This is a genomic window from Paracoccus sp. 22332 (assembly GCF_052045125.1).
GTDB lineage: Bacteria > Pseudomonadota > Alphaproteobacteria > Rhodobacterales > Rhodobacteraceae > Paracoccus > Paracoccus haematequi_A.
This window is the reverse complement of the sequence record NZ_JBQEOI010000035.1, coordinates 4,400-28,704: the sequence shown is the minus strand read 5'-3', so window position 1 is coordinate 28,704 and position 24,305 is coordinate 4,400. Positions and strand designations below refer to the sequence as shown.

The 24,305-nt window shown below is 65.2% G+C and carries 21 protein-coding genes and 1 tRNA gene; 3 read left to right on the top strand and 19 right to left on the bottom strand.

Going from position 1 to position 24,305, the window contains the following annotated elements:
* Window positions 1–38: 38 nt before the first annotated feature.
* The 6 genes from tuf to ACTJI6_RS19510 form a co-directional block, all read right to left on the bottom strand.
* Window positions 39–1,214, bottom strand: coding sequence for an elongation factor Tu (gene tuf, locus ACTJI6_RS19535; RefSeq protein ID WP_440801977.1), 1,176 nt, complete (start codon window positions 1,212–1,214; stop codon window positions 39–41).
* A gap of 65 nt (window positions 1,215–1,279) precedes the next feature.
* Window positions 1,280–3,403, bottom strand: a complete 2,124-nt coding sequence (fusA, locus tag ACTJI6_RS19530) for an elongation factor G (RefSeq protein ID WP_126155993.1) — start codon at window positions 3,401–3,403, stop codon at window positions 1,280–1,282.
* Window positions 3,404–3,421: 18 nt separating this feature from the next.
* Window positions 3,422–3,892 carry a 30S ribosomal protein S7 gene (gene rpsG, locus ACTJI6_RS19525; RefSeq protein WP_103174464.1) on the bottom strand — a complete coding sequence of 157 codons (471 nt, stop codon included), beginning with the start codon at window positions 3,890–3,892 and terminating at the stop codon, window positions 3,422–3,424.
* A 12-nt stretch (window positions 3,893–3,904) separates the two neighbouring features.
* Window positions 3,905–4,276: a 30S ribosomal protein S12 gene (gene rpsL, locus ACTJI6_RS19520; RefSeq protein ID WP_022705687.1), complete on the bottom strand. Its 372-nt coding sequence runs from the start codon at window positions 4,274–4,276 to the stop codon at window positions 3,905–3,907.
* A gap of 233 nt (window positions 4,277–4,509) precedes the next feature.
* A complete protein-coding gene (locus ACTJI6_RS19515; RefSeq protein WP_440803063.1) occupies window positions 4,510–5,352 on the bottom strand; it encodes a glycosyltransferase in 843 nt (280 codons plus the stop codon).
* Entirely contained in the window at window positions 5,352–6,290 is a 939-nt protein-coding gene (locus ACTJI6_RS19510) for a DMT family transporter (RefSeq protein ID WP_440803061.1), read from the bottom strand. Before ACTJI6_RS19510 ends, ACTJI6_RS19515 begins: the two co-directional genes overlap by 1 nt.
* A 224-nt stretch (window positions 6,291–6,514) precedes the next feature.
* Between ACTJI6_RS19510 and ACTJI6_RS19505 the strand changes: the two genes are divergently transcribed.
* Entirely contained in the window at window positions 6,515–7,024 is a 510-nt protein-coding gene (locus tag ACTJI6_RS19505; RefSeq protein WP_440803059.1) for an AmiS/UreI family transporter, read from the top strand.
* 82 nt (window positions 7,025–7,106) lie between these two features.
* Here ACTJI6_RS19505 and rpoC read toward each other — a convergent pair whose 3' ends face one another.
* The 8 genes from rpoC to secE all read right to left on the bottom strand — a co-directional run bounded on the left by rpoC (window position 7,107) and on the right by secE (window position 19,124).
* Window positions 7,107–11,339 carry a DNA-directed RNA polymerase subunit beta' gene (gene rpoC / locus ACTJI6_RS19500; RefSeq protein WP_440803058.1) on the bottom strand — a complete coding sequence of 1,411 codons (4,233 nt, stop codon included), beginning with the start codon at window positions 11,337–11,339 and terminating at the stop codon, window positions 7,107–7,109.
* Between the two features lie 103 nt (window positions 11,340–11,442).
* The gene (rpoB, locus tag ACTJI6_RS19495; protein ID WP_440803056.1) at window positions 11,443–15,588 is read right to left on the bottom strand and encodes a DNA-directed RNA polymerase subunit beta; all 4,146 of its coding nucleotides are present in this window, start codon (window positions 15,586–15,588) and stop codon (window positions 11,443–11,445) included.
* 229 nt (window positions 15,589–15,817) lie between these two features.
* Window positions 15,818–16,192, bottom strand: a complete 375-nt coding sequence (gene rplL / locus ACTJI6_RS19490) for a 50S ribosomal protein L7/L12 (RefSeq protein WP_126155988.1) — start codon at window positions 16,190–16,192, stop codon at window positions 15,818–15,820.
* A 64-nt stretch (window positions 16,193–16,256) separates the two neighbouring features.
* Window positions 16,257–16,772 carry a 50S ribosomal protein L10 gene (gene rplJ / locus ACTJI6_RS19485; protein ID WP_440803054.1) on the bottom strand — a complete coding sequence of 172 codons (516 nt, stop codon included), beginning with the start codon at window positions 16,770–16,772 and terminating at the stop codon, window positions 16,257–16,259.
* A 217-nt stretch (window positions 16,773–16,989) separates the two neighbouring features.
* Window positions 16,990–17,688: a 50S ribosomal protein L1 gene (rplA, locus tag ACTJI6_RS19480; protein WP_440803052.1), complete on the bottom strand. Its 699-nt coding sequence runs from the start codon at window positions 17,686–17,688 to the stop codon at window positions 16,990–16,992.
* Between the two features lie 3 nt (window positions 17,689–17,691).
* A complete protein-coding gene (rplK, locus tag ACTJI6_RS19475) occupies window positions 17,692–18,144 on the bottom strand; it encodes a 50S ribosomal protein L11 (RefSeq protein ID WP_126155985.1) in 453 nt (150 codons plus the stop codon).
* 74 nt (window positions 18,145–18,218) lie between these two features.
* Entirely contained in the window at window positions 18,219–18,755 is a 537-nt protein-coding gene (gene nusG / locus ACTJI6_RS19470; RefSeq protein WP_126155984.1) for a transcription termination/antitermination protein NusG, read from the bottom strand.
* A gap of 171 nt (window positions 18,756–18,926) precedes the next feature.
* A complete protein-coding gene (gene secE, locus ACTJI6_RS19465) occupies window positions 18,927–19,124 on the bottom strand; it encodes a preprotein translocase subunit SecE (protein ID WP_126155983.1) in 198 nt (65 codons plus the stop codon).
* A gap of 148 nt (window positions 19,125–19,272) precedes the next feature.
* Here secE and ACTJI6_RS19460 point away from each other — a divergent pair, with 148 nt between their 5' ends.
* Window positions 19,273–20,418 carry an HPP family protein gene (locus ACTJI6_RS19460; RefSeq protein ID WP_440803051.1) on the top strand — a complete coding sequence of 382 codons (1,146 nt, stop codon included), beginning with the start codon at window positions 19,273–19,275 and terminating at the stop codon, window positions 20,416–20,418.
* 12 nt (window positions 20,419–20,430) lie between these two features.
* Here the strand turns inward: ACTJI6_RS19460 and ACTJI6_RS19455 are convergent.
* The 3 genes from ACTJI6_RS19455 to ACTJI6_RS19445 form a co-directional block, all read right to left on the bottom strand.
* Window positions 20,431–20,506, bottom strand: a tRNA-Trp gene (locus ACTJI6_RS19455).
* Window positions 20,507–20,562: 56 nt separating this feature from the next.
* Complete coding sequence (locus tag ACTJI6_RS19450; protein WP_440803049.1) at window positions 20,563–20,943, bottom strand: acyl-CoA thioesterase; 381 nt, start codon at window positions 20,941–20,943, stop codon at window positions 20,563–20,565.
* Between the two features lie 64 nt (window positions 20,944–21,007).
* Complete coding sequence (locus tag ACTJI6_RS19445) at window positions 21,008–22,858, bottom strand: ABC transporter ATP-binding protein (RefSeq protein ID WP_440803046.1); 1,851 nt, start codon at window positions 22,856–22,858, stop codon at window positions 21,008–21,010.
* A gap of 149 nt (window positions 22,859–23,007) precedes the next feature.
* On the opposite strand from ACTJI6_RS19445, the gene ACTJI6_RS19440 reads away from it, so the two are divergent.
* Window positions 23,008–23,511 (top strand): ferritin-like domain-containing protein, encoded by a 504-nt coding sequence (locus ACTJI6_RS19440; protein ID WP_440803044.1) that lies wholly within the window; start codon window positions 23,008–23,010, stop codon window positions 23,509–23,511.
* Between the two features lie 46 nt (window positions 23,512–23,557).
* Here the strand turns inward: ACTJI6_RS19440 and ACTJI6_RS19435 are convergent, their stop codons facing one another.
* Window positions 23,558–23,971 carry a GFA family protein gene (locus ACTJI6_RS19435; RefSeq protein ID WP_440803042.1) on the bottom strand — a complete coding sequence of 138 codons (414 nt, stop codon included), beginning with the start codon at window positions 23,969–23,971 and terminating at the stop codon, window positions 23,558–23,560.
* A partial coding sequence (locus tag ACTJI6_RS19430; RefSeq protein WP_440803040.1) for a VOC family protein occupies window positions 23,968–24,305 on the bottom strand: 338 nt, incomplete at its 5' end. The genes ACTJI6_RS19430 and ACTJI6_RS19435, both read right to left, overlap by 4 nt.

Genomic DNA, 24,305 nt, shown 5'->3' with positions numbered 1-24,305 from the left:
TGGGAGACGGCCCTTTTGGGTGTGGTGTTTGGGTCAGATCACTTGATGATCTTCGAGACCACGCCGGCGCCGACGGTGCGGCCGCCTTCGCGGATCGCGAAGCGCAGCTTTTCCTCCATCGCGATCGGCGCGATCAGCTCGACCTCGAACTTCAGGTTGTCGCCCGGCATCACCATCTCGGTGCCCTCGGGCAGCTTCACCGTCCCGGTCACGTCCGTCGTGCGGAAGTAGAACTGCGGGCGATAGTTCGCGAAGAACGGCGTGTGGCGGCCGCCTTCCTCCTTGGTCAGGATATAGGCCTCGGCCTCGAAGGTCGTGTGCGGGTTCACCGATTTCGGCTTGCACAGCACCTGGCCGCGCTCGACACCGTCGCGGTCGATGCCGCGCAGCAGGACGCCCACGTTGTCGCCGGCCTCGCCGCGATCCAGCAGCTTGCGGAACATCTCGACGCCGGTGCAGGTGGTCTTCTTGGTGTCGCGGATGCCCACGATCTCAAGCTCGTCGCCCACGTTCACCGCGCCGCGCTCGATCCGGCCGGTCACGACCGTGCCGCGGCCCGAGATCGAGAACACGTCCTCGATCGGCATCAGGAAGGGCTGGTCCACGGCGCGCTCGGGCGTCGGGATGTATTCGTCGACCGCCGCGATCAGCGCGCGGATCGAATCCTCGCCGATCGCCTGGTCGCGGCCTTCCAGAGCGGCCAGCGCCGAGCCCTTGATGATCGGAATGTCGTCGCCCGGATAGTCGTAGGAGGACAGAAGCTCGCGCACCTCCATCTCGACCAGTTCCAGCAGCTCCTCGTCATCGACCTGGTCGACCTTGTTGAGGTAGACGACCATGTAGGGGATGCCCACCTGGCGGCCCAGCAGGATGTGCTCGCGCGTCTGCGGCATCGGGCCGTCGGCGGCGTTCACCACCAGGATCGCGCCGTCCATCTGCGCCGCGCCGGTGATCATGTTCTTCACATAGTCCGCGTGGCCGGGGCAGTCCACGTGGGCGTAGTGGCGGTTTTCCGATTCGTATTCCACATGCGCGGTCGAGATCGTGATCCCCCGAGCCCGCTCCTCGGGCGCGCCGTCGATCTGGTCATAGGCGCGGAATTCGCCGAAATACTTCGTGATCGCAGCCGTCAGCGTCGTCTTGCCGTGGTCAACGTGACCAATCGTGCCAATGTTGACGTGCGGTTTCGTCCGTTCAAACTTTGCCTTTGCCATCGTGCAGGGCTCCTCAATTCACCGATTCATGGGGGATGGGCGGGACCGAGGCCCCGCCCCGCCTGTCAGGCGTATTTCTTCTGGATCTCGTCCGAGATGTTCTGCGGCACAGCTTCGTAATGGTCGAACTGCATCGTGAACACCGCGCGGCCCGAGGACATTGAGCGCAGGTTGTTGATATAGCCGAACATGTTGGCCAGCGGCACGAAGGCGTCGATGACGTTGGCGTTGCCGCGCGAATCCTGGCCGCGGACCATGCCGCGACGGCTGGTCAGGTCGCCGATGATCGAACCCGTGTATTCCTCGGGCGTCACCACCTCGACCTTCATGATCGGTTCCAGCAGCTTGGCGCCGGCCTTCTTCAGGCCTTCGCGCATGGCAGCGCGCGAGGCGATTTCGAAGGCCAAGACCGAGGAGTCGACGTCATGGAAGGCACCGTCCAGCAGCGCAACCTTGAAGTCGATCACCGGGAAGCCCGCCAGCGGACCCGAGTCCATGACCGACTTGATGCCCTTTTCGACGCCCGGAATATATTCCTTGGGCACCGCACCGCCGACGATCTTGGATTCGAACGAATAGCCCTCGCCCGGCTCGGTCGGGGTGATCTGCAACTTGACACGCGCGAACTGGCCGGTCCCGCCGGTCTGTTTCTTGTGCGTATAGTCGATCTCGGCCGGCTGGCTGATGGTTTCGCGGTAGGCCACCTGCGGGGCGCCGATATTCGCCTCGACCTTGAACTCGCGCTTCATGCGGTCCACCAGGATGTCGAGGTGAAGTTCGCCCATGCCCTTCATGATGGTCTGGCCCGATTCCAGATCGGTCTCGACGCGGAAGGACGGGTCTTCGGCGGACAGACGCTGAAGGGCGAGGCCCATCTTCTCCTGGTCGGCCTTGGACTTGGGCTCCACGGCGATCTCGATCACGGGTTCCGGGAAGGTCATGGTTTCCAGAACCACCGGCTTGGCGGGATCGCACAGCGTGTCGCCCGTGGTGGTGTCCTTCAGGCCCGCCAGCGCGATGATGTCGCCTGCAAAGGCTTCCTCGATCTCTTCGCGGTTGATGGCGTGCATCATCATCATCCGACCGACACGCTCGCGCTTGCCCTTGGTCGAATTCAGCATCTGGTCGCCCTTCTTGAGCTGACCGGAATAGAGACGCGTGAAGGTCAGCGAGCCGACGAAGGGGTCGTTCATGATCTTGAAGGCCAGCGCCGAGAAGGGCTGCGCGTCATCGGCCGAACGCTCGATATTGCGGGTCTCGGTCTCGTCGTCGGGGGCGAAGCCCATCAGCGCCGGAACGTCGATCGGCGACGGCAGGAAGTCGATCACCGCGTTCAGCAGCGGCTGCACGCCCTTGTTCTTGAACGCCGAACCGGCCATGACCGGGAAGAAGGACAGCGACAGCGTGCCCTTGCGGATCAGCTTGCGCAGGGTCGCCTCGTCGGGCTCGTTGCCCTCCAGATAGGCTTCCATGGCGTCGTCGTCCTGTTCGACGGCCAGTTCGATCATGTTGGCGCGCCATTCCTCGGCAACGCCCTTCAGGTCGTCGCGGATCGGCTGGCGGATCCAGTTGGCGCCCAGATCCTCGCCCTTCCAGACCCATTCTTCCATCTTGATCAGGTCGATGATGCCTTCCAGCGTGTCCTCGGCGCCGATCGGCAGCGCGATCGGGCACGGAGTGCCGCCGGTGCGGTCCTTGATCATGCGGACGCAGTTGAAGAAGTCGGCGCCGATCTTGTCCATCTTGTTGACGAACACGATCCGCGGAACCTTGTAGCGGTCGGCCTGGCGCCACACCGTCTCGGTCTGCGGCTCGACGCCGGCGTTGCCGTCCAGCAGGCAGATCGCGCCGTCCAGCACGGCCAGCGAACGCTCGACCTCGATGGTGAAGTCGACGTGGCCCGGCGTGTCGATGATGTTGAAGCGGTATTTGGTCTCCGAGGTGCCCTCGGTGGTCGGGTCTTCCTGGCGCTGCCAGAACGTGGTGGTCGCGGCAGACGTGATCGTGATGCCGCGCTCCTGCTCTTGCTCCATCCAGTCCATGGTGGACGCACCCTCGTGGGTTTCGCCCATCTTGTGGTTCTTACCCGTGTAGAAAAGGATACGCTCGGTCGTTGTCGTCTTGCCGGCGTCGATGTGGGCCATGATGCCGAAGTTACGGTAACGCTGCAGCGGATATTCGCGTGCCATGGTCTGGATCCTTTCGCCTTACCAGCGGTAGTGGCTGAACGCCTTGTTGGCGTCGGCCATCTTGTGCGTGTCTTCGCGTTTCTTGACGGCCGTGCCGCGGCCGTTCACGGCGTCGGCCAGTTCGCCCGCGAGGCGTTCTTCCATCGTGTTCTCGTTGCGCTTCTTGGACGCATCGATCAGCCAGCGGATCGCCAGGGCCTCGCGGCGGGTCGGACGAACCTCGACCGGAACCTGGTAGGTGGCACCGCCGACGCGGCGCGAACGCACCTCGACCGAGGGTTTCACGTTGTCCAAGGCTTCGTGGAAGACTTCGATCGGTTCGCGCTTCAGGCGGGACTGGACGCGGTCCAGGGCCGAATAGACGATGCGCTCGGCCACCGATTTCTTGCCGTCAACCATCAGGTTGTTCATGAATTTGGTCAGCACGCGATCGCCAAATTTGGCGTCGGGCAGGACTTCGCGCTTTTCAGCGGCGTGACGACGGGACATGGATGCCTCTCCTTATTTCGGACGCTTGGCGCCGTATTTCGAACGACGCTGGCGACGATCCTTGACGCCTTGGGTGTCCAGCACACCGCGCAGGATGTGGTAACGGACACCCGGAAGGTCTTTCACGCGGCCGCCACGGATCAGCACGACGCTGTGTTCCTGGAGGTTGTGCTTTTCGCCCGGAATATAGGAAATAACCTCGAAGCCGTTGGTCAGCCGCACCTTGGCGACCTTCCGCATGGCGGAGTTCGGTTTCTTCGGCGTCGTGGTATAGACGCGCGTGCAAACGCCGCGTTTCTGCGGGCAGCCCTGCAGGTGCTGCGACTTCGAGCGCTGCACCTTGGGCTGCCGCGGTTTGCGGATCAGCTGTTGGATCGTCGGCATTCGGTTCCCCGTCTTGCTCTGTCAATACTCGCAACCGGCTGGTTGCGCCGCTTCTCGACGGCACGTCGCGCGAATCGCGAAATGCCAAACCCATCCTGCCCCGGTAACCGAGCTGGACGGGAAAATTCCAGAGGATCGAGGCAGTTACGGCCCGGATCGTGACCACGAAAGGTTCTGGCCCCCGGCCGGTTCCCCGGCGGGTGTGGGGCGTATAGGGGGAATCGCCTGGGCTGTCAACATGACGGCCCGGCGTCGACCCCCGCCTCCAGCCGCCGCCCGAGGCCGTTCAGGGCCGTGCGATCCAGGCCAAAGCGCAGGGCCAGTTGCCGGTCCAGCGCATCCGGCGCGATGTCCCAGGGCAGGCCCGGACCCATGTCGCCGGAATCGCTGTCGGCATGGATCCCGCGAATGAACATCAACGGACGCGTGACCGCCACCCCCGGCATCCACAGGGGCAGCCGGGTGTGATTGAAATGCAGCGCGGTCTGGGGCTGGTCGGGGCGCAGGAAGATCGTCAGCGCCACACCCATGTTATGGGCGATCCGGGGGATGAACTGTGCACCCTGCCCGTTCGCCCGCATCATCAGCCCGCGCGCATGATCCAGAGACAGCCGGCCTTCGGCCCGCCACAGCCCTTCGACCGTCGCGAAATCGGCGCGGGCTCGCGCGACATAGTCAAGCGCCACGGCGTCGTCGTCGTCATGGCGGAAATGGCCCACGACATCGGCCGAGCGATCGACATGGGGGGCGACGGCCGCGTGGCAGGCCTCGAGGTGGCGGTCCATCGGCGGGATCAGGGCCAGGCGCAGTTGCGGGTGCCGCGCTGCCAGGTCGCGCAGGCGCGTCAGATAGGGTTCGGGCAGATCCGGGCCGGTCATGATGACCAGGGTGAAATCGGGATCCGTCTGGGCCAGCCAGCCAGGCAGCGCCAGGGTCGTGAACCACAGCCACCGCCGCGCCAGCCGGGCAGCATCGTACAGAAACGTCCTGCGTTCGCTGACACTGGCATGGTCGCGCTGATAGCCCCGCAGCCCGACATAGGAAAACCGGCACAGGCCCAGCATCTGCACCCGCATCAACGGACCCTGCCCAGCCGCGCCTCGCGCAGGATGGTATAGATCCCCGCCGCGACCACCAGGGCCGACCCGGCCCAAGTCCACAGGTCGGGCCATTCGCCGAACACGATCAGCCCCATCGCGATCGCCACCAGCAGCGAGGTATAGCGGAACGGCGCGACATAGGAGATCTCCCCCACCCGCATCGACGCCACCGCGCTGACATAGCCCACCGTCAGAAACACGCTGCCAAGGGCCAGCAGCAGCATCTGCGCACCGCTGGGCATCACCCATCCCTGCGCCAGGCTGACGGCCAAGCCCGTCGCGGTCACGCCAGTCGCCGCATAAAAGGCGATGGTGGCCGAGCTGATCTCTTGCCCGAAGCCGCGCGTCGCCATGTCGCGCAGCACGATCATCGCCATGGCCGCAAGCGCGACGACCGCCCACAGGCCGAACACGTTGCCGCCCGGCCGCAGGATCAGCAGCACGCCCAGGAAGCCGACGATCACCGCGCCGATCCGCCGCCAACCCAGCGTCTCGCCGAAGAACAGCGCCGCCGTGACCATCACCGCCAGGGGCAGCGCCTGCATGATCGCCGACACGTCGCCCATCGCCATGTTCTGCAAGGCGTTCAGGAACAGGATGGTCGAGGCGATCTCTCCGACCAGCCGCCAGAGCATCGGCCGACGCGCCCGCGCGGGGATGCGCAGCGAAAGCCCGCCCATGCGGGGCGCCAGGGCCGCGATGAAGGCCATGGCGAACAGTCCGCGCAGGGTGATCGCCTGATACAGCGGCATGTCCTGCACGACGAATTTCATCACCGTGTCGTTCAGGCCGAAGGCGACCATGCACAGCGTCATCAGCGCCGCGCCGTGCAGGTTGTCTCCCGGCTTGTGCGCCAGCGGACGAACCGAAGCAGGCCGGACGCGCCGGATCGGGGACAGGATGGGCGTACGCATGGCCGGATTCACCAGGGGGGATACAGCTTTCCCGTTAGGCATTGCCACTGCATCGGGCAAGAAATTTCTGCGGCTTACGCAAGCAATCCCGCCGCGCGGCATTCTTTACTGCCACGATATTCTGCTTGGCGGAATTTTCCATAACCCGTCCCTGCGTCCTGCCGTAAGCAGACTTTGCGGTCCCCTGTCGGCTGGCAGGTGGAACGAGTTGTCAGGAACGCCAGATGCTGCTTCCCCTTTCGCTTCTTTTCGTCGGCGCGGTCCTGACGCTCAACGGTTTGGGGATGATGAACCGCATCGCCGACAAAGAGATCGTGGTCATCAATCTTGCGGCCGCGTTCATCACCGGAACCGTCGCGGTCCTGTCCATGACGGGGGCCGACACCCCGGAAACCGTCAAGGCCGCAGCCCTGACATTGCTGTTCAGCCTGACCTATCTGTGGGTGGGGATGAACCGGCTGTCGGGCTTCGATGGGCGCGGGCTGGGCTGGTTCAGCCTTTTCGTGGCAATTTCGGTCCTGCCCGAAGCGGCGGTCACGCTGCGCCATGCCACGGATGGGATGACGCTGTGGCTTGGCCTGTGCTGGGCCTGCTGGGCCGGGCTCTGGTTTCTGTATTTTCTTCTGCTGGCGCTCCGCTGGCGGTTGGAGAGGACCGCGGCGGCCGCCACCCTCGCGGGCGGCATCCTCACCGCCTGGATGCCCGCCTTGGCGATGCTCTACGGCGCGGCCTGAAGCCAAGGCAGTCCGGCAACGCCGCGAAGATCGCAAAAGGCCCGGCATTGCTGCCGGGCCTTTGCATGTCACGCCGGAACGATCACTCGTCGCGGTCTTCGGGCAGGTCGGCGACCCTGTCCGACGCCGTGGTCTCCATCGCCGGGGCGATCAGAGCCGCCGCGGCCTCGGCCTCGGCGCGGCGGGCCTCGATCACCTCGGCGTCGCGTTCGGTCGCGATGCGGCGGACGCGGGCGGTGGCGCCGCCGGTGCCTGCCGGGATCAGACGGCCGACGATGACGTTCTCTTTCAGGCCCAGCAGCTTGTCGCGCTTGCCCTGAACGGCGGCCTCGGTCAGCACGCGGGTCGTTTCCTGGAAGGACGCGGCCGAGATGAAGCTGCGGGTCTGCAAGCTGGCCTTGGTGATGCCCAGCAGCACGGGTTCCCCTTGGGCCGGACGGCCGCCCTTGGCTTCGATCTTGGCGTTTTCCTCCTCGAACTCGTCGCGCTCGACATGCTCGCCCTTCAGCAGGGTCGTGTCGCCGCTGTCGGTGATCTCGATCTTTTGCAGCATCTGGCGAACGATCACCTCGATGTGCTTGTCGTTGATCTTCACACCTTGCAGCCGGTAAACGTCCTGCACCTCGTCGATCAGGTAATCCGCAAGCGCCTCGATCCCCATGATCCGCAGGATGTCGTGCGGGGCCGGGTTGCCGTCCATGATATAGTCACCCTTCTGCACGAAGTCGCCTTCCTGCACCGGGATGTGCTTGCCTTTCGGCACCATGTATTCGACGGGCGCGGCACCGTCTTCCGACGGCTCGATGGTGATGCGGCGCTTGTTCTTGTAGTCCTTGCCAAAGCGCACATACCCGTCGATCTCGGCGATGATCGCGTGATCCTTGGGACGACGGGCCTCGAACAGTTCCGCCACGCGGGGCAGACCCCCGGTGATGTCCTTGGTCCGGGCGCCTTCCCGCGGAATACGCGCCACCACGTCGCCCGCGCGGATTTCCTGCTGGTCCTCGACCGACAGGACCGCGTCCACCGACATCGGATAGCTGATCGGGTTGCCCTGTTCATTGCGAACCGGATCGCCGTTCTCATCCATGATGATGATCTCGGGCTTCAGGTCGTTGCCTTTCGGCGCGGAACGCCAATCGGTGACGATCTTCTGCGTCATGCCAGTCGCATCGTCCGTCTCGTCGCGGACCGAGATCCCCGACAGCAGATCGACGAACTTCGTGACCCCTGCCTTTTCGGCGATGATCGGCAGGGTATAGGGATCCCATTCGAACAGCTTGGCGCCGCGAATGACCCGTTCGCCTTCCTTCACGAACAGCTTCGAACCGTAGAACAGCTTGTGGCTGGCGCGTTCCTGCCCCTGGTCGTCGACGATGACCAACTGCATGTTGCGCGCCATCACGACCTGCTCGCCATTGGCGTTGGTCAGGATGTTCTCGTTGCGGAACTGCACCGTGCCTTCGTGCGACGCGGCCTGGAACGACTGCTGGCCGCCCTGGGCGATGCCGCCGATGTGGAAGGTCCGCATCGTCAGCTGGGTGCCCGGCTCGCCGATCGACTGCGCGGCGATGATGCCCACCGCCTCGCCGATGTTGACCAGTGTGCCGCGCGCCAGGTCGCGGCCATAGCACAGCGCGCAGACCCCGTCCTCGGATTCGCAGGTCAGGGCCGAACGGATGCGCACGGTCTGCACGCCCGCCTGCTCGATGGCGTCGGCCTTGCGCTCGTCGATCACCTCGTTCGCGCGGACGATGATCTCGTCCTCGCCCGGAACCAGCACATCCTCGGCCGCGGTGCGGCCCAGCACGCGCTCGGACAGCGGGCTGATAACCTCGCCGTCGTTCACGGCGGCAGAGGCCGTGATCGCCTGCTCGGTGCCGCAGTCGTGTTCGCGGATGATGCAGTCCTGCGCCACGTCAACCAGACGCCGCGTCAGATAGCCCGAGTTCGCGGTCTTCAACGCCGTATCCGACAGACCCTTCCGGGCGCCGTGGGTCGAGTTGAAGTATTCCAGAACCGTCAGGCCTTCCTTGAAGTTCGAGATGATCGGCGTCTCGATGATCTCGCCCGAGGGCTTGGCCATCAGACCGCGCATCCCGCCCAGCTGCTTCATCTGGTTGGTCGAACCGCGCGCCCCGGAATGGGCCATCATGTAGACGCTGTTCGGCTCCATCTCGGCGCCGCTTTCGTCCTTCTTGGTGGCCGAGATGGTGGACATCATGGCCTCGGTCACGCGGTCGTTGCACTTCGACCAGGCGTCCACGACCTTGTTGTACTTCTCGCCCTGGGTGATGAGGCCGTCGAGATACTGCTGCTCGAACTCCTTCACCTGCTCCTGGACTTCCTCGACGATGGTCCACTTGTTGTCGGGCACCACCATGTCGTCCTTGCCGAAGCTGATGCCGGCACGGAAGGCCTCGCGGAAGCCCAGGCCCATGATCTGGTCGCAGAAGATCACCGATTCCTTCTGGCCGCAGTAGCGGTAGACGGTGTCGATGACGTGCTGCACGTCCTTCTTGCGCAAGAGCCGGTTGACCAGCTCGAACGGTGCCTTGGCGTTCATCGGCAGCAGCGCGCCCAGCCGGACACGGCCCGGCGTGGTTTCGTAGCGCTTGACGACCTCGTTGCCGTTCTCGTCGATCTGCTTGATGCGCGCGGTGATCTTGGCGTGCAGATGCACCTCGCCTGCGGCAAGGGCATGTTCGACCTCGTTCACGTTGGCGAAGGCCATGCCCTCGCCCTTCATGCCGTCGCGCTGCATCGAAACATAATACAGGCCCAGGACCATGTCCTGGGACGGCACGATGATCGGCGCGCCGTTGGCGGGCGACAGCACGTTGTTCGTGGACATCATCAACACGCGCGCTTCCAGCTGCGCTTCCAGCGACAGCGGGACATGCACGGCCATCTGGTCGCCGTCGAAGTCGGCGTTGAAGGCCGAGCATACCAGCGGGTGGAGCTGGATCGCCTTGCCCTCGATCAGGATCGGCTCGAAGGCCTGGATGCCCAGGCGGTGCAGCGTCGGCGCGCGGTTCAGCAGCACCGGATGCTCGCGGATCACCTCGTCCAGGATGTCCCAGACCTCGGGGCGTTCCTTTTCCACGAGCTTCTTGGCCTGCTTGACGGTGCTGGACAGCCCCTTCGCCTCAAGCCGCGAATAGATGAACGGCTTGAACAGTTCGAGCGCCATCTTCTTGGGCAGCCCGCACTGGTGCAGCTTCAGTTCCGGCCCGGTCACGATCACCGAACGGCCCGAGAAGTCCACGCGCTTGCCAAGAAGGTTCTGGCGGAAGCGGCCCTGCTTGCCCTTGAGCATGTCGGACAGCGACTTCAGCGGGCGGCGGTTGTTGCCCGTGATGACGCGGCCGCGACGGCCGTTGTCGAACAGCGCATCGACCGATTCCTGCAACATGCGCTTTTCGTTGCGCACGATAATGTCGGGCGCGCGCAACTCGATCAGCCGCTTGAGGCGGTTGTTGCGGTTGATGACGCGGCGATACAGGTCGTTCAGGTCGGACGTAGCGAAACGGCCGCCATCCAGCGGAACCAGCGGGCGCAGTTCCGGCGGAATGACCGGGATCACCGTGAGCACCATCCATTCGGGACGGTTGCCCGATTCCAGGAAGCTTTCGACGATCTTCAGCCGCTTGATGATCTTCTTGGGCTTCAGCTCGCCCGTGGCTTCCTTCAGATCCTCGCGCAACTGGTCGGCGGTCGCGGCCAGGTCGATATTGGCCAGCATCGCCCGGATCGCCTCGGCGCCGATGTCGGCCTGGAAGGCGTCGGCGCCATAGTTGTCCTGCGCGTCGAGGAATTCCTCCTCGGACAGCAACTGGCCATAGGTCAGGTCGGTCAGGCCCGGTTCGATCACCACATAGTTCTCGAAATACAGGATCCGTTCCAGATCGCGCAGCGTCATGTCGAGCATCAGCCCGATGCGCGACGGCAGCGACTTCAGGAACCAGATATGGGCCACGGGCGCGGCCAGTTCGATATGGCCCATGCGCTCGCGGCGGACCTTTTGCAGGGTCACCTCCACGCCGCATTTCTCGCAGACGAGGCCGCGATACTTCATGCGCTTGTATTTGCCGCAGAGGCACTCATAGTCCTTGATCGGACCAAAGATGCGCGCGCAGAACAGCCCGTCCCGTTCCGGCTTGAAGGTGCGGTAGTTGATCGTCTCGGGCTTCTTCACCTCGCCATAGGACCAGGCGAGGATTTCCTCGGGCGAGGCCAGAGAGATCTTGATTTCGTCGAACTGCCGCGGCGGGGCCAGCGGGTTCAGCGGATTGGTGGCAAGTTCCTGGTTCATTCTCGATTCCTAATGAGGGGCGCGGGGGAGGCATAAGGTGGGGTAGAACCCCACCCTACCGGGCGTCGTAGGGTGGGGTTTCACCCCACCGTCCGGTTCGCCCTCATTCCTCCTCCTCCGCATCCAGGAGTTCCATGTTGAGGCCCAGACCCCGGACCTCCTTGACCAGCACGTTGAACGATTCCGGCACGCCGGCCTCGAAGTTGTCGTCGCCCTTGACGATGGACTCGTAGACCTTGGTGCGGCCCGCCACGTCGTCCGACTTGACCGTCAGCATCTCCTGCAAGGTATAGGCGGCGCCATAGGCTTCCAGCGCCCAGACCTCCATTTCCCCAAGACGCTGACCGCCGAACTGCGCCTTCCCGCCCAGCGGCTGCTGGGTGACGAGGCTGTAGGGGCCGGTCGAACGGGCGTGCATCTTGTCATCGACAAGGTGGTGCAGCTTCAGGACATACTTCATGCCGACCGTGACCTTGCGGGCGAACTGCTCGCCCGTGCGGCCGTCGAAGACCACCGACTGCCCCGAGGTGTCGAACCCGGCGCGCCGCAGCGCGTCGTTCACGTCAGCCTCCTTGGCGCCGTCGAAGACGGGCGTGGCAATCGGCACGCCGGTGCGCACGGTGTTGGCGTGTTCGACCAGCGTATCGTCGTCCATGCCCTCGAAGGTCTCGGCATACATCTCGTCGCCATAGCCAATGCGCATCGCCTCGCGGACCGGAGTCATGTCGCCGTTGCGGCGATAGTCCTCGAGCGCCTCGTCGATCTTGATGCCCAGGCCGCGCGAGGCCCAGCCCATGTGGGTTTCCAGGATCTGCCCGACGTTCATGCGCGACGGCACGCCCAGCGGGTTCAGCACCAGATCGACCGGGGTGCCGTCCGCCAGGAACGGCATGTCCTCGATGGGCACGACCTTCGACACCACGCCCTTGTTGCCGTGACGCCCGGCCATCTTGTCGCCCGCCTGAAGCTTGCGCTTCACGGCGACGAAGACCTTGACCATCTTCATCACGCCCGGCGGCAGGTCGTCGCCTTGGCGGACCTTCTCGACCTTGTCCTCGAAGCGGGCCTCGAGGGCCTTCTTCTGGGCGTCGTACTGATGGTTCAGCGCCTCGACTTCCTTGGCGGTGTCCTCCTCGCTGACGGCAAGCTGCCACCACTGGCCGCGCGACAGCGTGCCCAGCAGATCCTCGGTGATGTCCGAATTGGCCTTGACGCCCTTCGGACCCTTCACCGCAACCTTGCCCAGGATCAGCGATTTCAGACGCGCATAGATGTTGCGGTCCAGGATCGCCTGTTCGTCGTCGCGGTCGCGGGCCAGACGCTCGACTTCCTCGCGCTCGATCTGCAACGCGCGTTCGTCCTTGTCCACGCCATGCCGGTTGAACACCCGGACTTCCACGATGGTGCCGTAGGCCCCCGGCGGCAGGCGCAGCGAGGTGTCGCGCACGTCCGACGCCTTTTCGCCGAAGATGGCGCGCAGAAGCTTTTCCTCGGGCGTCATCGGGCTTTCGCCCTTGGGGGTGATCTTGCCCACAAGGATGTCGCCCGGCCCGACCTCGGCGCCGATATAGACAATGCCGGCCTCATCGAGGTTGCGCAGCGCCTCCTCGCCCACGTTCGGAATGTCGCGGGTGATCTCCTCCGGCCCCAGCTTGGTGTCGCGGGCCGCGACCTCGTATTCGTCGATATGGATCGAGGTGAACACGTCGTCGCGGTGGATCCGCTCCGAGATCAGGATCGAGTCCTCGTAGTTGTAGCCGTTCCACGGCATAAACGCGACCACCACGTTCCGGCCGATGGCCAGCTCGCCCTGGTCGGTCGAGGGACCGTCCGCGATCACCTGGCTGCCCACCACCTTGTCGCCCACCTTGACCAGCGGACGCTGGTTGATGGTCGAGGACTGGTTGGACCGCTTGAACTTGCGCAGGCGATAGATGTCCACGCCCGCGTCGCCCGACTCCAGCCCTTCGGTGGCGCGCACCACGATCCGCTGCGCATCGACCTGGTCAATGACGCCGCCCCGGCGCGCCATGATGGCAGCCCCGGAATCACGGGCAACGGTGGCTTCCATGCCGGTGCCGACGAACGGCGCCTCGGCCCGCAGCAACGGGACCGCCTGGCGCTGCATGTTCGACCCCATCAGCGCGCGGTTGGCGTCGTCGTTTTCCAGGAACGGGATCAGCGCCGCGGCGACCGACACCAACTGTTTCGGCGACACGTCGATCAGGTCGATGGCATCGACCGGGTTCAGCGTGAAGTCGCCCGCCTGACGGGTCGAGATCAGCTCGTCCACAAAGCGGCCGTCCGCGTCCAGCGTCGCGTTGGCCTGGGCCACGGTGTGGCGCATTTCCTCGGTCGCGGACATGTAGACCACGTCATCCGTGACCTGCCCGTCCACCACCTTGCGATACGGCGTCTCGATGAAGCCGTACTTGTTCACGCGGGCAAAGGTCGCGAGGCTGTTGATGAGGCCGATGTTCTGGCCTTCCGGCGTCTCGATCGGGCACATCCTGCCGTAATGGGTCGGGTGAACGTCGCGCACCTCGAAGCCCGCGCGCTCGCGCGTTAGACCGCCCGGCCCGAGCGCCGACAAACGGCGCTTGTGCGTCACCTCGGACAAGGGGTTGGTCTGGTCCATGAACTGCGACAACTGGCTCGAGCCGAAGAACTCGCGCACCGCGGCCGCCGCCGGCTTGGCGTTGATGAGATCCTGCGGCATCACCGTGTCGATCTCCACGCCCGACATGCGCTCGCGGATGGCGCGTTCCATGCGCAAAAGGCCGACGCGGTACTGGTTCTCCATCAGCTCGCCGACCGAGCGCACCCGGCGGTTGCCCAGGTGGTCGATGTCGTCGATCTCGCCCTTGCCGTCGCGCAGTTCCACAAGGCCGCGCACGCAGGCCACGATGTCCTCGGGGCGCAGCGTCCGCTGGGTGTCCGGCGCGTCCAGATCCAGGCGCATGTTCATCTTGACCCGGCCCACGGCGGACAGGTCATAGCGTTCGCTGTCGAAGAACAGGCTGTTGAACAGGGTCTGCGCGGCCTCGACGGTGGGCGGCTCGCCCGGACGCATGACGCGATAGATGTCCATCAGCGCGCCTTCGCGGCCCATGTTCTTGTCGGCGGCCATGGTGTTGCGGATATAGGGGCCGACATTCACATGGTCGATGTCCAGCACCGGGATCTCGGTGATGCCGTTGTCGAGCAGGGTCTTGAGCAAGCCGCCCGACATCTCGCCGTCGCGGTTGTATTCGGCGGTGATCTCGTCGCCGGCCTCGGCATAGATGAAGCCGGTGGTGTCGTTCACGATGTCCTTGGCCACAAAGCGGCCGACGATCCGCTCGAACGGGACCAGCAGGTTCAGCGCGTCGCCCGATTCCTGCAATTTCTTGACAAGGCGCGGCGTCACCTTGTCGCCCGCCTTGGCGATGACCTCGCCGGTATCGGCGTTCACCAGGTCATAGGTCGGACGGGTGCCGCGCACGCGTTCGGGGAAGAAGCGCGTGACCCAGCCCTGCGACCGGCCCTCGCGGCGCAGGGTATAGTCCACGGTTTCATAGAAGGCATCCATGATGCCTTCCTGGTCCATGCCCAGGGCATAAAGCAGCGTCGTCACCGGCAGTTTGCGGCGGCGGTCGATGCGCGCGAAGACCAGATCCTTGGCGTCGAATTCGAAATCCAGCCACGACCCGCGATAGGGGATGATCCGGCAGGCGAACAGAAGCTTGCCCGAGGAATGGGTCTTGCCCCGGTCATGGTCGAAGAACACGCCGGGCGAACGGTGCATCTGGGACACGACGACGCGTTCGGTGCCGTTCACGATGAACGTCCCGTTCGTGGTCATCAGGGGCATGTCGCCCATGAACACGTCCTGTTCCTTGATGTCCTTGACGGACTTGGCGCCGGTGTTTTCGTCGACATCGAACACGATCAGGCGCAGCGTCACCTTCAGCGGCGCGGCATAGGTCATGTCGCGCTGCTGGCATTCGTCCACGTCGTATTTCGGGCGCTCAAGCTCGTATTTCACGAATTCCAGCGTCGCGGTCTCGTTGAAGTCCTTGATCGGGAAGACCGACTGGAAGACGCCCTGGATGCCTTCGCCGTCGTGATGCCCGTCGCCCTCGCCCGAATTCAGGAACAGGTCGTAGGAGGATTTCTGAACCTCGATCAGGTTCGGCATCTCCAGCACTTCGCGGATATTGCCATAATAGCGCCGGATGCGCTTCTGGCCGACATAGGATTGCGCCATGGGGTCTTGTCACCTTTCGTCTTCGCGCGGTCCTGGTCGGGGCACCCAGGACACGGGCCTACGAATGCAGGGGGTAAAGGTTCCATTCGTGCCGTGCGTCCCACCGCCCGGCTCCCGAACCTCGAACATGCCCTGAAGGATTGTCTGATCCAGACCGCCCTTCAAGACAGGTTCGGCAGGGACCGGGAAATCCCGGACCCTGCCCTGTTCACACCAGCCAGAAGGCCGATTACTTCAGCTCGACCTTGGCACCAGCCGCTTCGAGCTTTTTCTTCATGTCTTCGGCGTCGGCTTTCGACGCGCCTTCCTTGACCTTGCCGCCGGCTTCGACCAGATCCTTGGCTTCTTTCAGGCCCAGGCCGGTGATGCCGCGCACTTCCTTGATCACGTTGATCTTGTTGGCACCGGCTTCGACCAGAACCACGTCGAATTCGGTCTTTTCTTCGGCGGCTTCAGCCGGGCCAGCGGCCGGGCCGGCCATCATGACGGCGCCACCGGCGGCCGGCTCGATGCCGTATTCGTCTTTCAGGATGGTTTTCAGTTCCTGAGCTTGCAGCAGCGTCAGGCCCACGATTTGTTCGGCGAGTTGTTTCAGATCAGCCATTTTTCCGTTCTCTCAGTTAATGTTCCAACGTCGGGTTTTCAACCACACGCGGGGATCGGGTTGCTTACGCAGCCTCACGTTCCTCAAGGGTCGTAAGGATGCTCGCGATGTTGCTTGCAGGCGCGCCAATGGCACCGGCGATGTTGCTGGCAGGCGCACCGAGGCAGGACACGATCTGAGCGATCAGCTCTTCACGCGACGGCATCGAGGCGACGGCTTTCACACCGGCCGGATCCAGGGCCGAATCACCCATTGCACCGCCCAGGATCACGAAACGATCGTTGTCCTTGGCGTATTTTTCGGCGATCCGGGCCGCAGCGGTCGGATCTTCCGAATAGGTGATCACGGTCATGCCCGTCAGGTAGTCGGCGATGCTTGCGCAAGGCTTACCTTCCAGGGCGATCTTGGCGAGCTTGTTCTTGGCGACGCGAACCGAACCGCCGGCTTCGCGCATGCGCGAGCGGAGGTCCTGCATATGTGCAACCGTCATCCCCTCGTAGTGGGCAACCACCACGACGCCAGAGCTTTCAAAGATCTGGCCGAGTTCTTCGACCACCTGTTCTTTTTGTGCTCTATCCACGGTTTCACTCCAAGTTGGGGGTTTCCCCCCGGCTCTCACTTTTCCCGCCCCGAAGGGCAGGTCGGGTCCGCTAGGGCAAGATCACCCGAAGGATTCCTTCGGAAAAATGCTTCCCCATCTCAGGAAGGACATTAAGCCGGTTTCCCGGCACCCTCCGTCTCGGACAGGACGGGGCGGCTTTCGCCCCGCCATTCCCCGCCCGAAGGCGGGGAAATTCTCAGTTGGCCGTGGCCGAGGCAACGTCCACGGACACGCCCGGCCCCATGGTCGAGCTGATCGAGACCTTCTTCATGTAGGTCCCTTTCGCGCCCGAGGGCTTGGCCCGGCTGACCGCGTCCACGAAGGCGCGCAGGTTCTGGGCCAGCTTGTCGGCGTCGAAGGACACCTTGCCGATCCCGGCATGGACGACGCCCGCCTTCTCGGCCTTGAACTGGACCTCGCCGCCCTTGGCGGCTTCCACGGCGGATTTCACGTCCATCGTCACCGTGCCGACCTTGGGGTTCGGCATCAGGTTGCGCGGGCCCAGGATCTTGCCCAGGCGACCGACCAGCGGCATCATGTCCGGCGTCGCGATGCAGCGGTCGAACTCGATCTTGCCGGACTGGATCGTCTCCATCAGGTCTTCGGCGCCGACGATATCCGCGCCGGCGGCCTTGGCCTCGTCAGCCTTGGGACCGCGGGCGAAGACGGCGACACGCACGTCCTTGCCGGTGCCAGCGGGCAGCGTCACGACGCCGCGGACCATCTGGTCGGCATGGCGCGGATCGACGCCCAGGTTCAGCGCGATCTCGATGGTTTCGTCGAACTTGGCCGAGGCGGCGCCTTTCACCAAGGTGATCGCGTCTTCGACGGTCAGGTTGGCCTTGCCTTCGAACTGGGCGCGGGCGGCGGCTTTTTTCTTGGAAATCTTCGCCATGGCTTAGCCTTTCACCTCGATACCGATCGACCGGGCGGAACCCAGGATGATCTTCATCGCCTGTTCGACATCATTGGCCGACAGATCCTTCATCTTGGCTTCGGCGATCTCGCGCACCTGCTTGACGGTCACGGTCCCGGCGACGGCGCGGCCGGGCTTGTCCGAACCCTTGGCGCGGTTGCGCTTGCCGACCGGCTTCAGACCGGCGGCCTTCTTCAGCAGGAACGAGGCGGGGGCGGTCTTCGTTTCGAAGCTGAACGACTTGTCCGCGTAATAGGTGATCACGACCGGAACCGGGGAACCCTGCTCCATCTCCTGCGTCTTGGCGTTGAATTCCTTGCAGAAGGCCATGATGTTGATCCCGCGCTGACCCAGGGCCGGGCCGACGGGGGGCGACGGGTTGGCTTGGCCCGCCTTGATTTGCAGCTTGAGGCTGCCGACAACTTTCTTGGCCATAGGGCCTTCTCCTTTATCATCACGCCCCGGAAGGGGCCGACTTAGCGGTGCGGCTCAACGCCTCCCGCGCGCGATCACGAGGCCTTGGAGACCTGCGTGAATTCCAGCTCGACCGGCGTGGGCCGGCCGAAGATCGAGACCGTGACCTTGAGGCGGGACGAAATCTCGTCCACTTCCTCGACCATGCCGGAAAAGCCGTCGAACGGTCCGTCGGTCACATTGACCTTTTCCCCGATCTCGAAGCGGATCAGGTTGCGCGGCGCGGCCTTTTCGCCCTCGCCGCTGCGGTTCAGCATCGCGTTCACTTCGTCGTCGCGCATCGGCATCGGCTTGCCCTGCGCGCCCAGGAAGCCGGTGACGCGGTTGATCGAGTTCACCAGATGATAGGTGCGGTCCGACATGTCCATGTGGACCAGCACATAGCCCGGCATGAAGCGGCGCTCGGACGTGACCTTCTTGCCGCGCCTGATCTCGATCACTTCCTCGGTCGGGACCAGCACCTCGTCGATCTGATCTTCCAGACCCTTTTCGGCGACGGCCTGCCGGATCGCCTCGGCGACCTTCTTTTCGAAGTTCGACAGGACGCTGACCGAATACCAACGCTTTGCCATGTTTCGACCAATCCCTGTTCGTCAAAAGGGAATCACCCGGCACGCCGCGCAACCCCTTGAATTTTCGCGTATCCGTCAAAATTGAAATCGGCGCGCAACCGCATTCGATGCACGCCGTTTGCCGGACAGTCGGGGGCAGATACCCCCGCAGGCCCGGAAATGCAAGCCCGATCAGTTGGCGATCAGCCGCAGCCCTTCGGTGATGCCAAAGCGGATGGCCAGGTCCACCAGCGAAAAGAACACGCTGAACAGCGCCGCCAGGATCAGCACCATGATGGTCGTCGTGATCACCTCGCGCCGCGTGGGCCACGAGATCTTGGCGGCCTCGGCGCGGACCTGGTTGATGAACTGGACGGGATTGGTGGCCACTGACAGGCTCCTTGACAGATGCAGAGGGGCATGTAGCGGGATGCGCCCGCCGTTTCAAGCCCGCAAAGGTCGCAGCATCGGCACGGGCATCTTGCAGCCGCCGCGCCTTCTTCCTAGGGATCGTGGCGCCAGAAGGAAGGGGCCAGTCTTGCGGATCCTTGTTGACCGGACGGGCCATTCCCGTCTTCGCGCGCTTGGGCCGTCCCTGGCCGCCGTACCCGCCGCCGAGGCCGTGCGGGCGGGGATCGGCGCGCTGATCGGACTGGCGGCGGCGGCGGGGCTGGCACTGCTCGCCTCGCCCGAGCTGTGGCTGGGCGTGTACCTGATCGCGCCCTTCGGGGCGACCTCGGTGCTGATCTTCGCGGCGCCGAACAGCCCACTGGCCCAGCCCTGGCCCGCGGTCCTGGGTAATACCCTGTCGGCCTTCGTCGCGCTGCTGGTCTGCCGCCTGGTCGCCGATCCGATGGCCGCCGTGCCGCTGTCGGTGGGCGCGGCGATCATCGCCATGGCGCTGTGCCGGGCCACCCATCCGCCCGGCGGGGCGGTGGCGATGACGGTGGCCATCGGCGCCGACAAGATCGCGCCCCTGGGCTTGGGCTTCGCGCTGATGCCGGTGGCGGCGGGCACGGTGCTGCTGGTGGTGATCGCCACGGCCTATGCCCATGCGACCGGGCGCCGCTATCCCTTCCGCCAGTTCGGAGAGGTCAATCCCAGCGGCACCACCGACCCCGCGCCGCCCGAGCGCCTGGGCCTGTCCGAGGACGAACTGGCCGCGATCCTGGTCCGCTACAATCAGGCGCTGAACCTGGGCGTCGAGGATCTGGCCCGCCTGATCGCCGCGGCCGAGATGCAGGCCGCCTCTCACCGCACCAACGCCCAAGTGGCGGGCGACATCATGTCCCGCGACCTGGTGACGGTCGCGCCCGACACGTCGATGCTGGACATCGCGGCGCTGTTTTCGCGCCACGGCTTCACCTCGCTGCCGGTGGCAGAGCCGGACGGGCGCTATCTGGGGGTGATCTTCCAGCTGCACCTGATCGCCCGCGCCCATGCCCGGTTCCGCCCGGACGGGCGTCTGTCGCGCTCGGGCCACGACCTGCGCGCCGCCGATGTGATGGGCGAACGCCTGCCCACCGCGACGCCCGACACGCCCATCGCCGCGCTGCTGCCGAAGCTGGCGTCCAGCGACACCGACGCGGTGCCGGTGCTGGACGGCGACCGGATCGTCGGCATCGTCACGCGCACCGACCTGATCGCGGCCCTGGCGCGCGAGAGCCTGCGGCGGGACGACTGATGTCTGGGAACCTGGCAGGGGTTGGGGGACTCGAACCCACGACCCTCGGTTTTGGAGACCGATGCTCTACCAACTGAGCTAAACCCCTGCGGTGCGCGTGTGATAGGGTCTGCGGCACGGGCCGTCAAGCCGGGAAACGCCGCCCTATCCCTTCACCGGGCGCGCGGCACCCGCGTCGTCCAGGGCGACGAAGGTGAAGGTCGCCTCGGTCACCTGTTCGCTGTCGTCGCGGTGGCGTTCGCGGCGCCAGGCCTCGACGTTGATGCGCATCGAGGTGCGGCCGACATGGACCACCTGGGCATAAAGCGACACCTCGTCGCCGACCTTGACGGGGCGGTGGAACTTCATCCCCTCGACCGCGATGGTGGCGCTTCGGCCCCGCGCGGTCAGGGCGGCGACCGATCCGGCGGCAAGGTCCATCTGGCTCATCAGCCAGCCGCCGAAAATGTCGCCCGCCGGGTTGGTATCGGCGGGCATGGCGATGGTGCGGATCGTCGGATTGCCGGGAGGCTGGGTCTGGCTCATGGCGGGTTCCTGCGGCTGGACCGGCGTATCAGCGCACAGGAGCGGTCGCCGCGCAAGCCGGCCGTCATGCGTCGGCGTCGATCAGGAAGCCGCCGGACTGCCGCGCCCACAGCCGGGCATACAGCCCGCCTTGCGCCAGCAGGTCGGCATGGCTGCCCTGTTCGATGATCCGGCCCGCGTCCATGACGATCAGCCGGTCCATGGCAGCGATGGTGGACAGGCGATGCGCGATGGCGATCACCGTCTTGCCCGCCATCAGCGCGTCCAGCCGCGACTGGATCGCGGCCTCGGCCTCGCTGTCCAGGGCGCTTGTCGCCTCGTCCAGGATCAGGATCGGCGCGTCCTTCAGCGCCACGCGGGCGATGGCGATGCGCTGGCGCTGCCCGCCCGACAGCTTGACGCCGCGTTCGCCGACATGGGCGTCCAGGCCCCGACGGCCAAGGCTGTCCGACAGCAGCGGCACGAAATCCTGCGCCTCGGCCATGCGCAGGGCCTGGGCGATGTCGGCTTCGGTCGCGTCGGGGCGGCCATAGGCGATGTTGTCGCGCACCGACCGATGCAGAAGCGAGCTGTCCTGCGTCACCACCCCGATGGCCGCGCGCAGGCTGTCCTGCGTGACCTTGGACACGTCCTGCCCGTCGATGGTGATGCGGCCCCGTTCGATGTCGTGGAAGCGCAGCAGCAGGTTGATCAGCGTCGATTTCCCGGCCCCCGACCGGCCCACCAGGCCGACGCGCTCGCCCGGTGCGACATGCAGCGTCAGGTCGTCCAGCACCGCCATCGGCCGGACGCCTTCCACGCCGCGATAGCGGAAGGTGACATTGTCGAAGCGCACCGCCCCCGGACCCCGGACCAGCGGCCTGGCGTCGGGCGCATCCTTCACCTCTCTCGGCAGCGCCAGGCTGGAGATGCCGTCGCGCACCGTGCCGATATTCTCGAACAGCGCGGCGAATTCCCACATGATCCAATGGGCCATGTTGTTCAGCCGCATCGCCAGCGGCACCGCGACCGCGACCGCGCCGACCTCGATCAGGCCATTCGTCCACAGCCACAGCCCGACCCCGGCCACGGATCCCACCAGGGCCACGTTGATCGTGTTCAGCGCGATGTCTTGGATGCTGGACAGCCGCATCTGCGCGTAGACGGTGCGCAGGAACGCGTCCATCCCGTCGCGCATCCACGCCTCTTCCCGCGAGGAATGAGAGAACAGCTTGACGGTGGCGATATTGGTATAGCTATCCACGACCCGGCCTGTCATGCCCGCCCGAGCATCGGCCTGCGCCTCGGCCACCCGGCCCAGACGCGGCACGATCTGCCACAGCATGATCCCGTAGGCCGCCACCCAGGCCAGGAAGGGCAGTGCCAGCCGCCAGTCCTGGCTGGCCGCCAGGAACAGCGCGCCCAGGAAATAGATGACCACATAGCTGCCGACGTCCATCGCCTTCATCGCGACCTCGCGCACCGCAAGCGCGGTCTGCATCAGCCGCTGGGCGATCCGGCCCGCGAACTCGTCCTGGAAATAGCCGACCGACTGGCGCATCAGATACCGATGCGCGCGCCAGCGGATCCGCTGCGGGAAATTGCCCATCAGCCCCTGATACAGCACCAGCGACCCCAGCAGGTTCAGCGCCGGCAGCACGATCAGCAGGACCGCCGCCATGAAGCCCAGCCGCCCGCCATGCTGCGCCCAGAATTGGTCGCGCGGGGTCTGCGACAACTGGTCGATCAACTCGCCCAGCCAGCCGAACAGCGCGACCTCGACGATAGCGATCAGCGACGAGGTGACGGCCACGATCGCCAGCCACGGCAGCGCGCCCTGGCTGTAATACAGGACGAACCGGACCAGCGACCGGGGCGGCATGTCCGGGATTTCGGTCGGATAGGGATCTATGCGTCGCTCGAACCACGCAAACATGGCGTCACCGGACTGTCGTGAACGGAATGGGGCAAGGGTGCGCTTGCTGGACCGTTCCGCAGCCGCTGTCAAGCGGCGCCCGCCGGAACGATGCGACAGGCTGCACGTTGCACCGGGTGAAACGGCCTGCCACCCGAAAGGACATCCCCATGGCGATCAAGAACCTGAACGACCTTTACCTTCACCAACTGAAGGATCTGTATTCCGCCTGCAAGCAATCCATGGCGGTCGTCACCGAAATGGGCCGCGTCGCCAAGTCGCGCGAACTGTCCGAGGCGCTGATCGCAGGCAACCAGGGCATCGCGCGCGGGATGGAGGTGCTGGCCAGCATCTGCAACCGGCACGACACCGACCCGACCGGCGAACATTGCCGGGGCATGGAGGGCCTGGTGAACGAGGCCCGCAAGCACGCCATCGAAACCGATTTCGGCGACGAGGATACCCAGGATGCCGCGATCATCACCCAGTACCAGCGGCTGACCCATTACGCCATCGCCGGCTATGGCTGCGTGCGCACCTTCGCCAACCGGCTGGGCCATGACGACGACGGGGCCGAGCTTCAGGAATGCCTGGACAACACGCGGGACGGTGACGAGCACATGACCCGCATCGCCGAGGGCGGGGTGAACCAGGCCGCCGTGGACGGCCAGTAAGAACCGACGCGCCGCGGCCCCTTCCGGCAGGGCCGCGGCGCAGGCGTCACAGATGACGCGTCTCGACGGCCGGGTTTCCCCAATCGTCATGCGCTCCGTCGGCGTAAAAGACCGGCGCGGCGACCAAGTCCGCCTGGGGCACGTCGTCCAGGGCGGGGACGAAAACCGCCGTGAAGCGCCCGCCCATCTCTGCAATGGTCCCCTGAGTCCACAACCGCGTTCCGCAGCGCCGACAGAAGACGTGGTGCATGTCGATCCCGTCATCCTCGGCCCTGGGGGTTTCCGCCAGCATTTCGGCCCCGCGCAGAATCCGCAGACCGTCCGCCTGCGGCAGCCGCAGTTCCCAATACCACATCTTGCGGCAGAACCGGCAATTGCAGCGTATCGTGCCATCCGCCAGATCGCCATCGGCCTCGAAGGCGACGGCGGCGCAGAAGCAGCTTCCGCGATAGGCCTTCACGACGCCTCCTCCCGGTGGCAGACGGCCTCGACATTGTTGCCGTCGGGATCGATCACGAAGGCGCCGTAGTAGTTCGGGTGATACTCCGGCCGCAGGCCCGGCGCGCCGTTGTCGCGCCCACCTGCCGCCAGCGCCGCGTGGTGGAAGGCATCGACCAGGGCGCGGCGGTCGGCCGCAAAGGCGACATGCAGCCCTGTCACGGGCACGCCCGCGCTACCGATCCAGAAATCCGGCTTGCCGTCGCGGCCATAGCCCAGATGCGCGCCCCGGCCGCCGGTCATCTCCTCGGTCACTTCCATCAGCAGTCGATACCCCAGGGGCGCCAAGGCCTGGT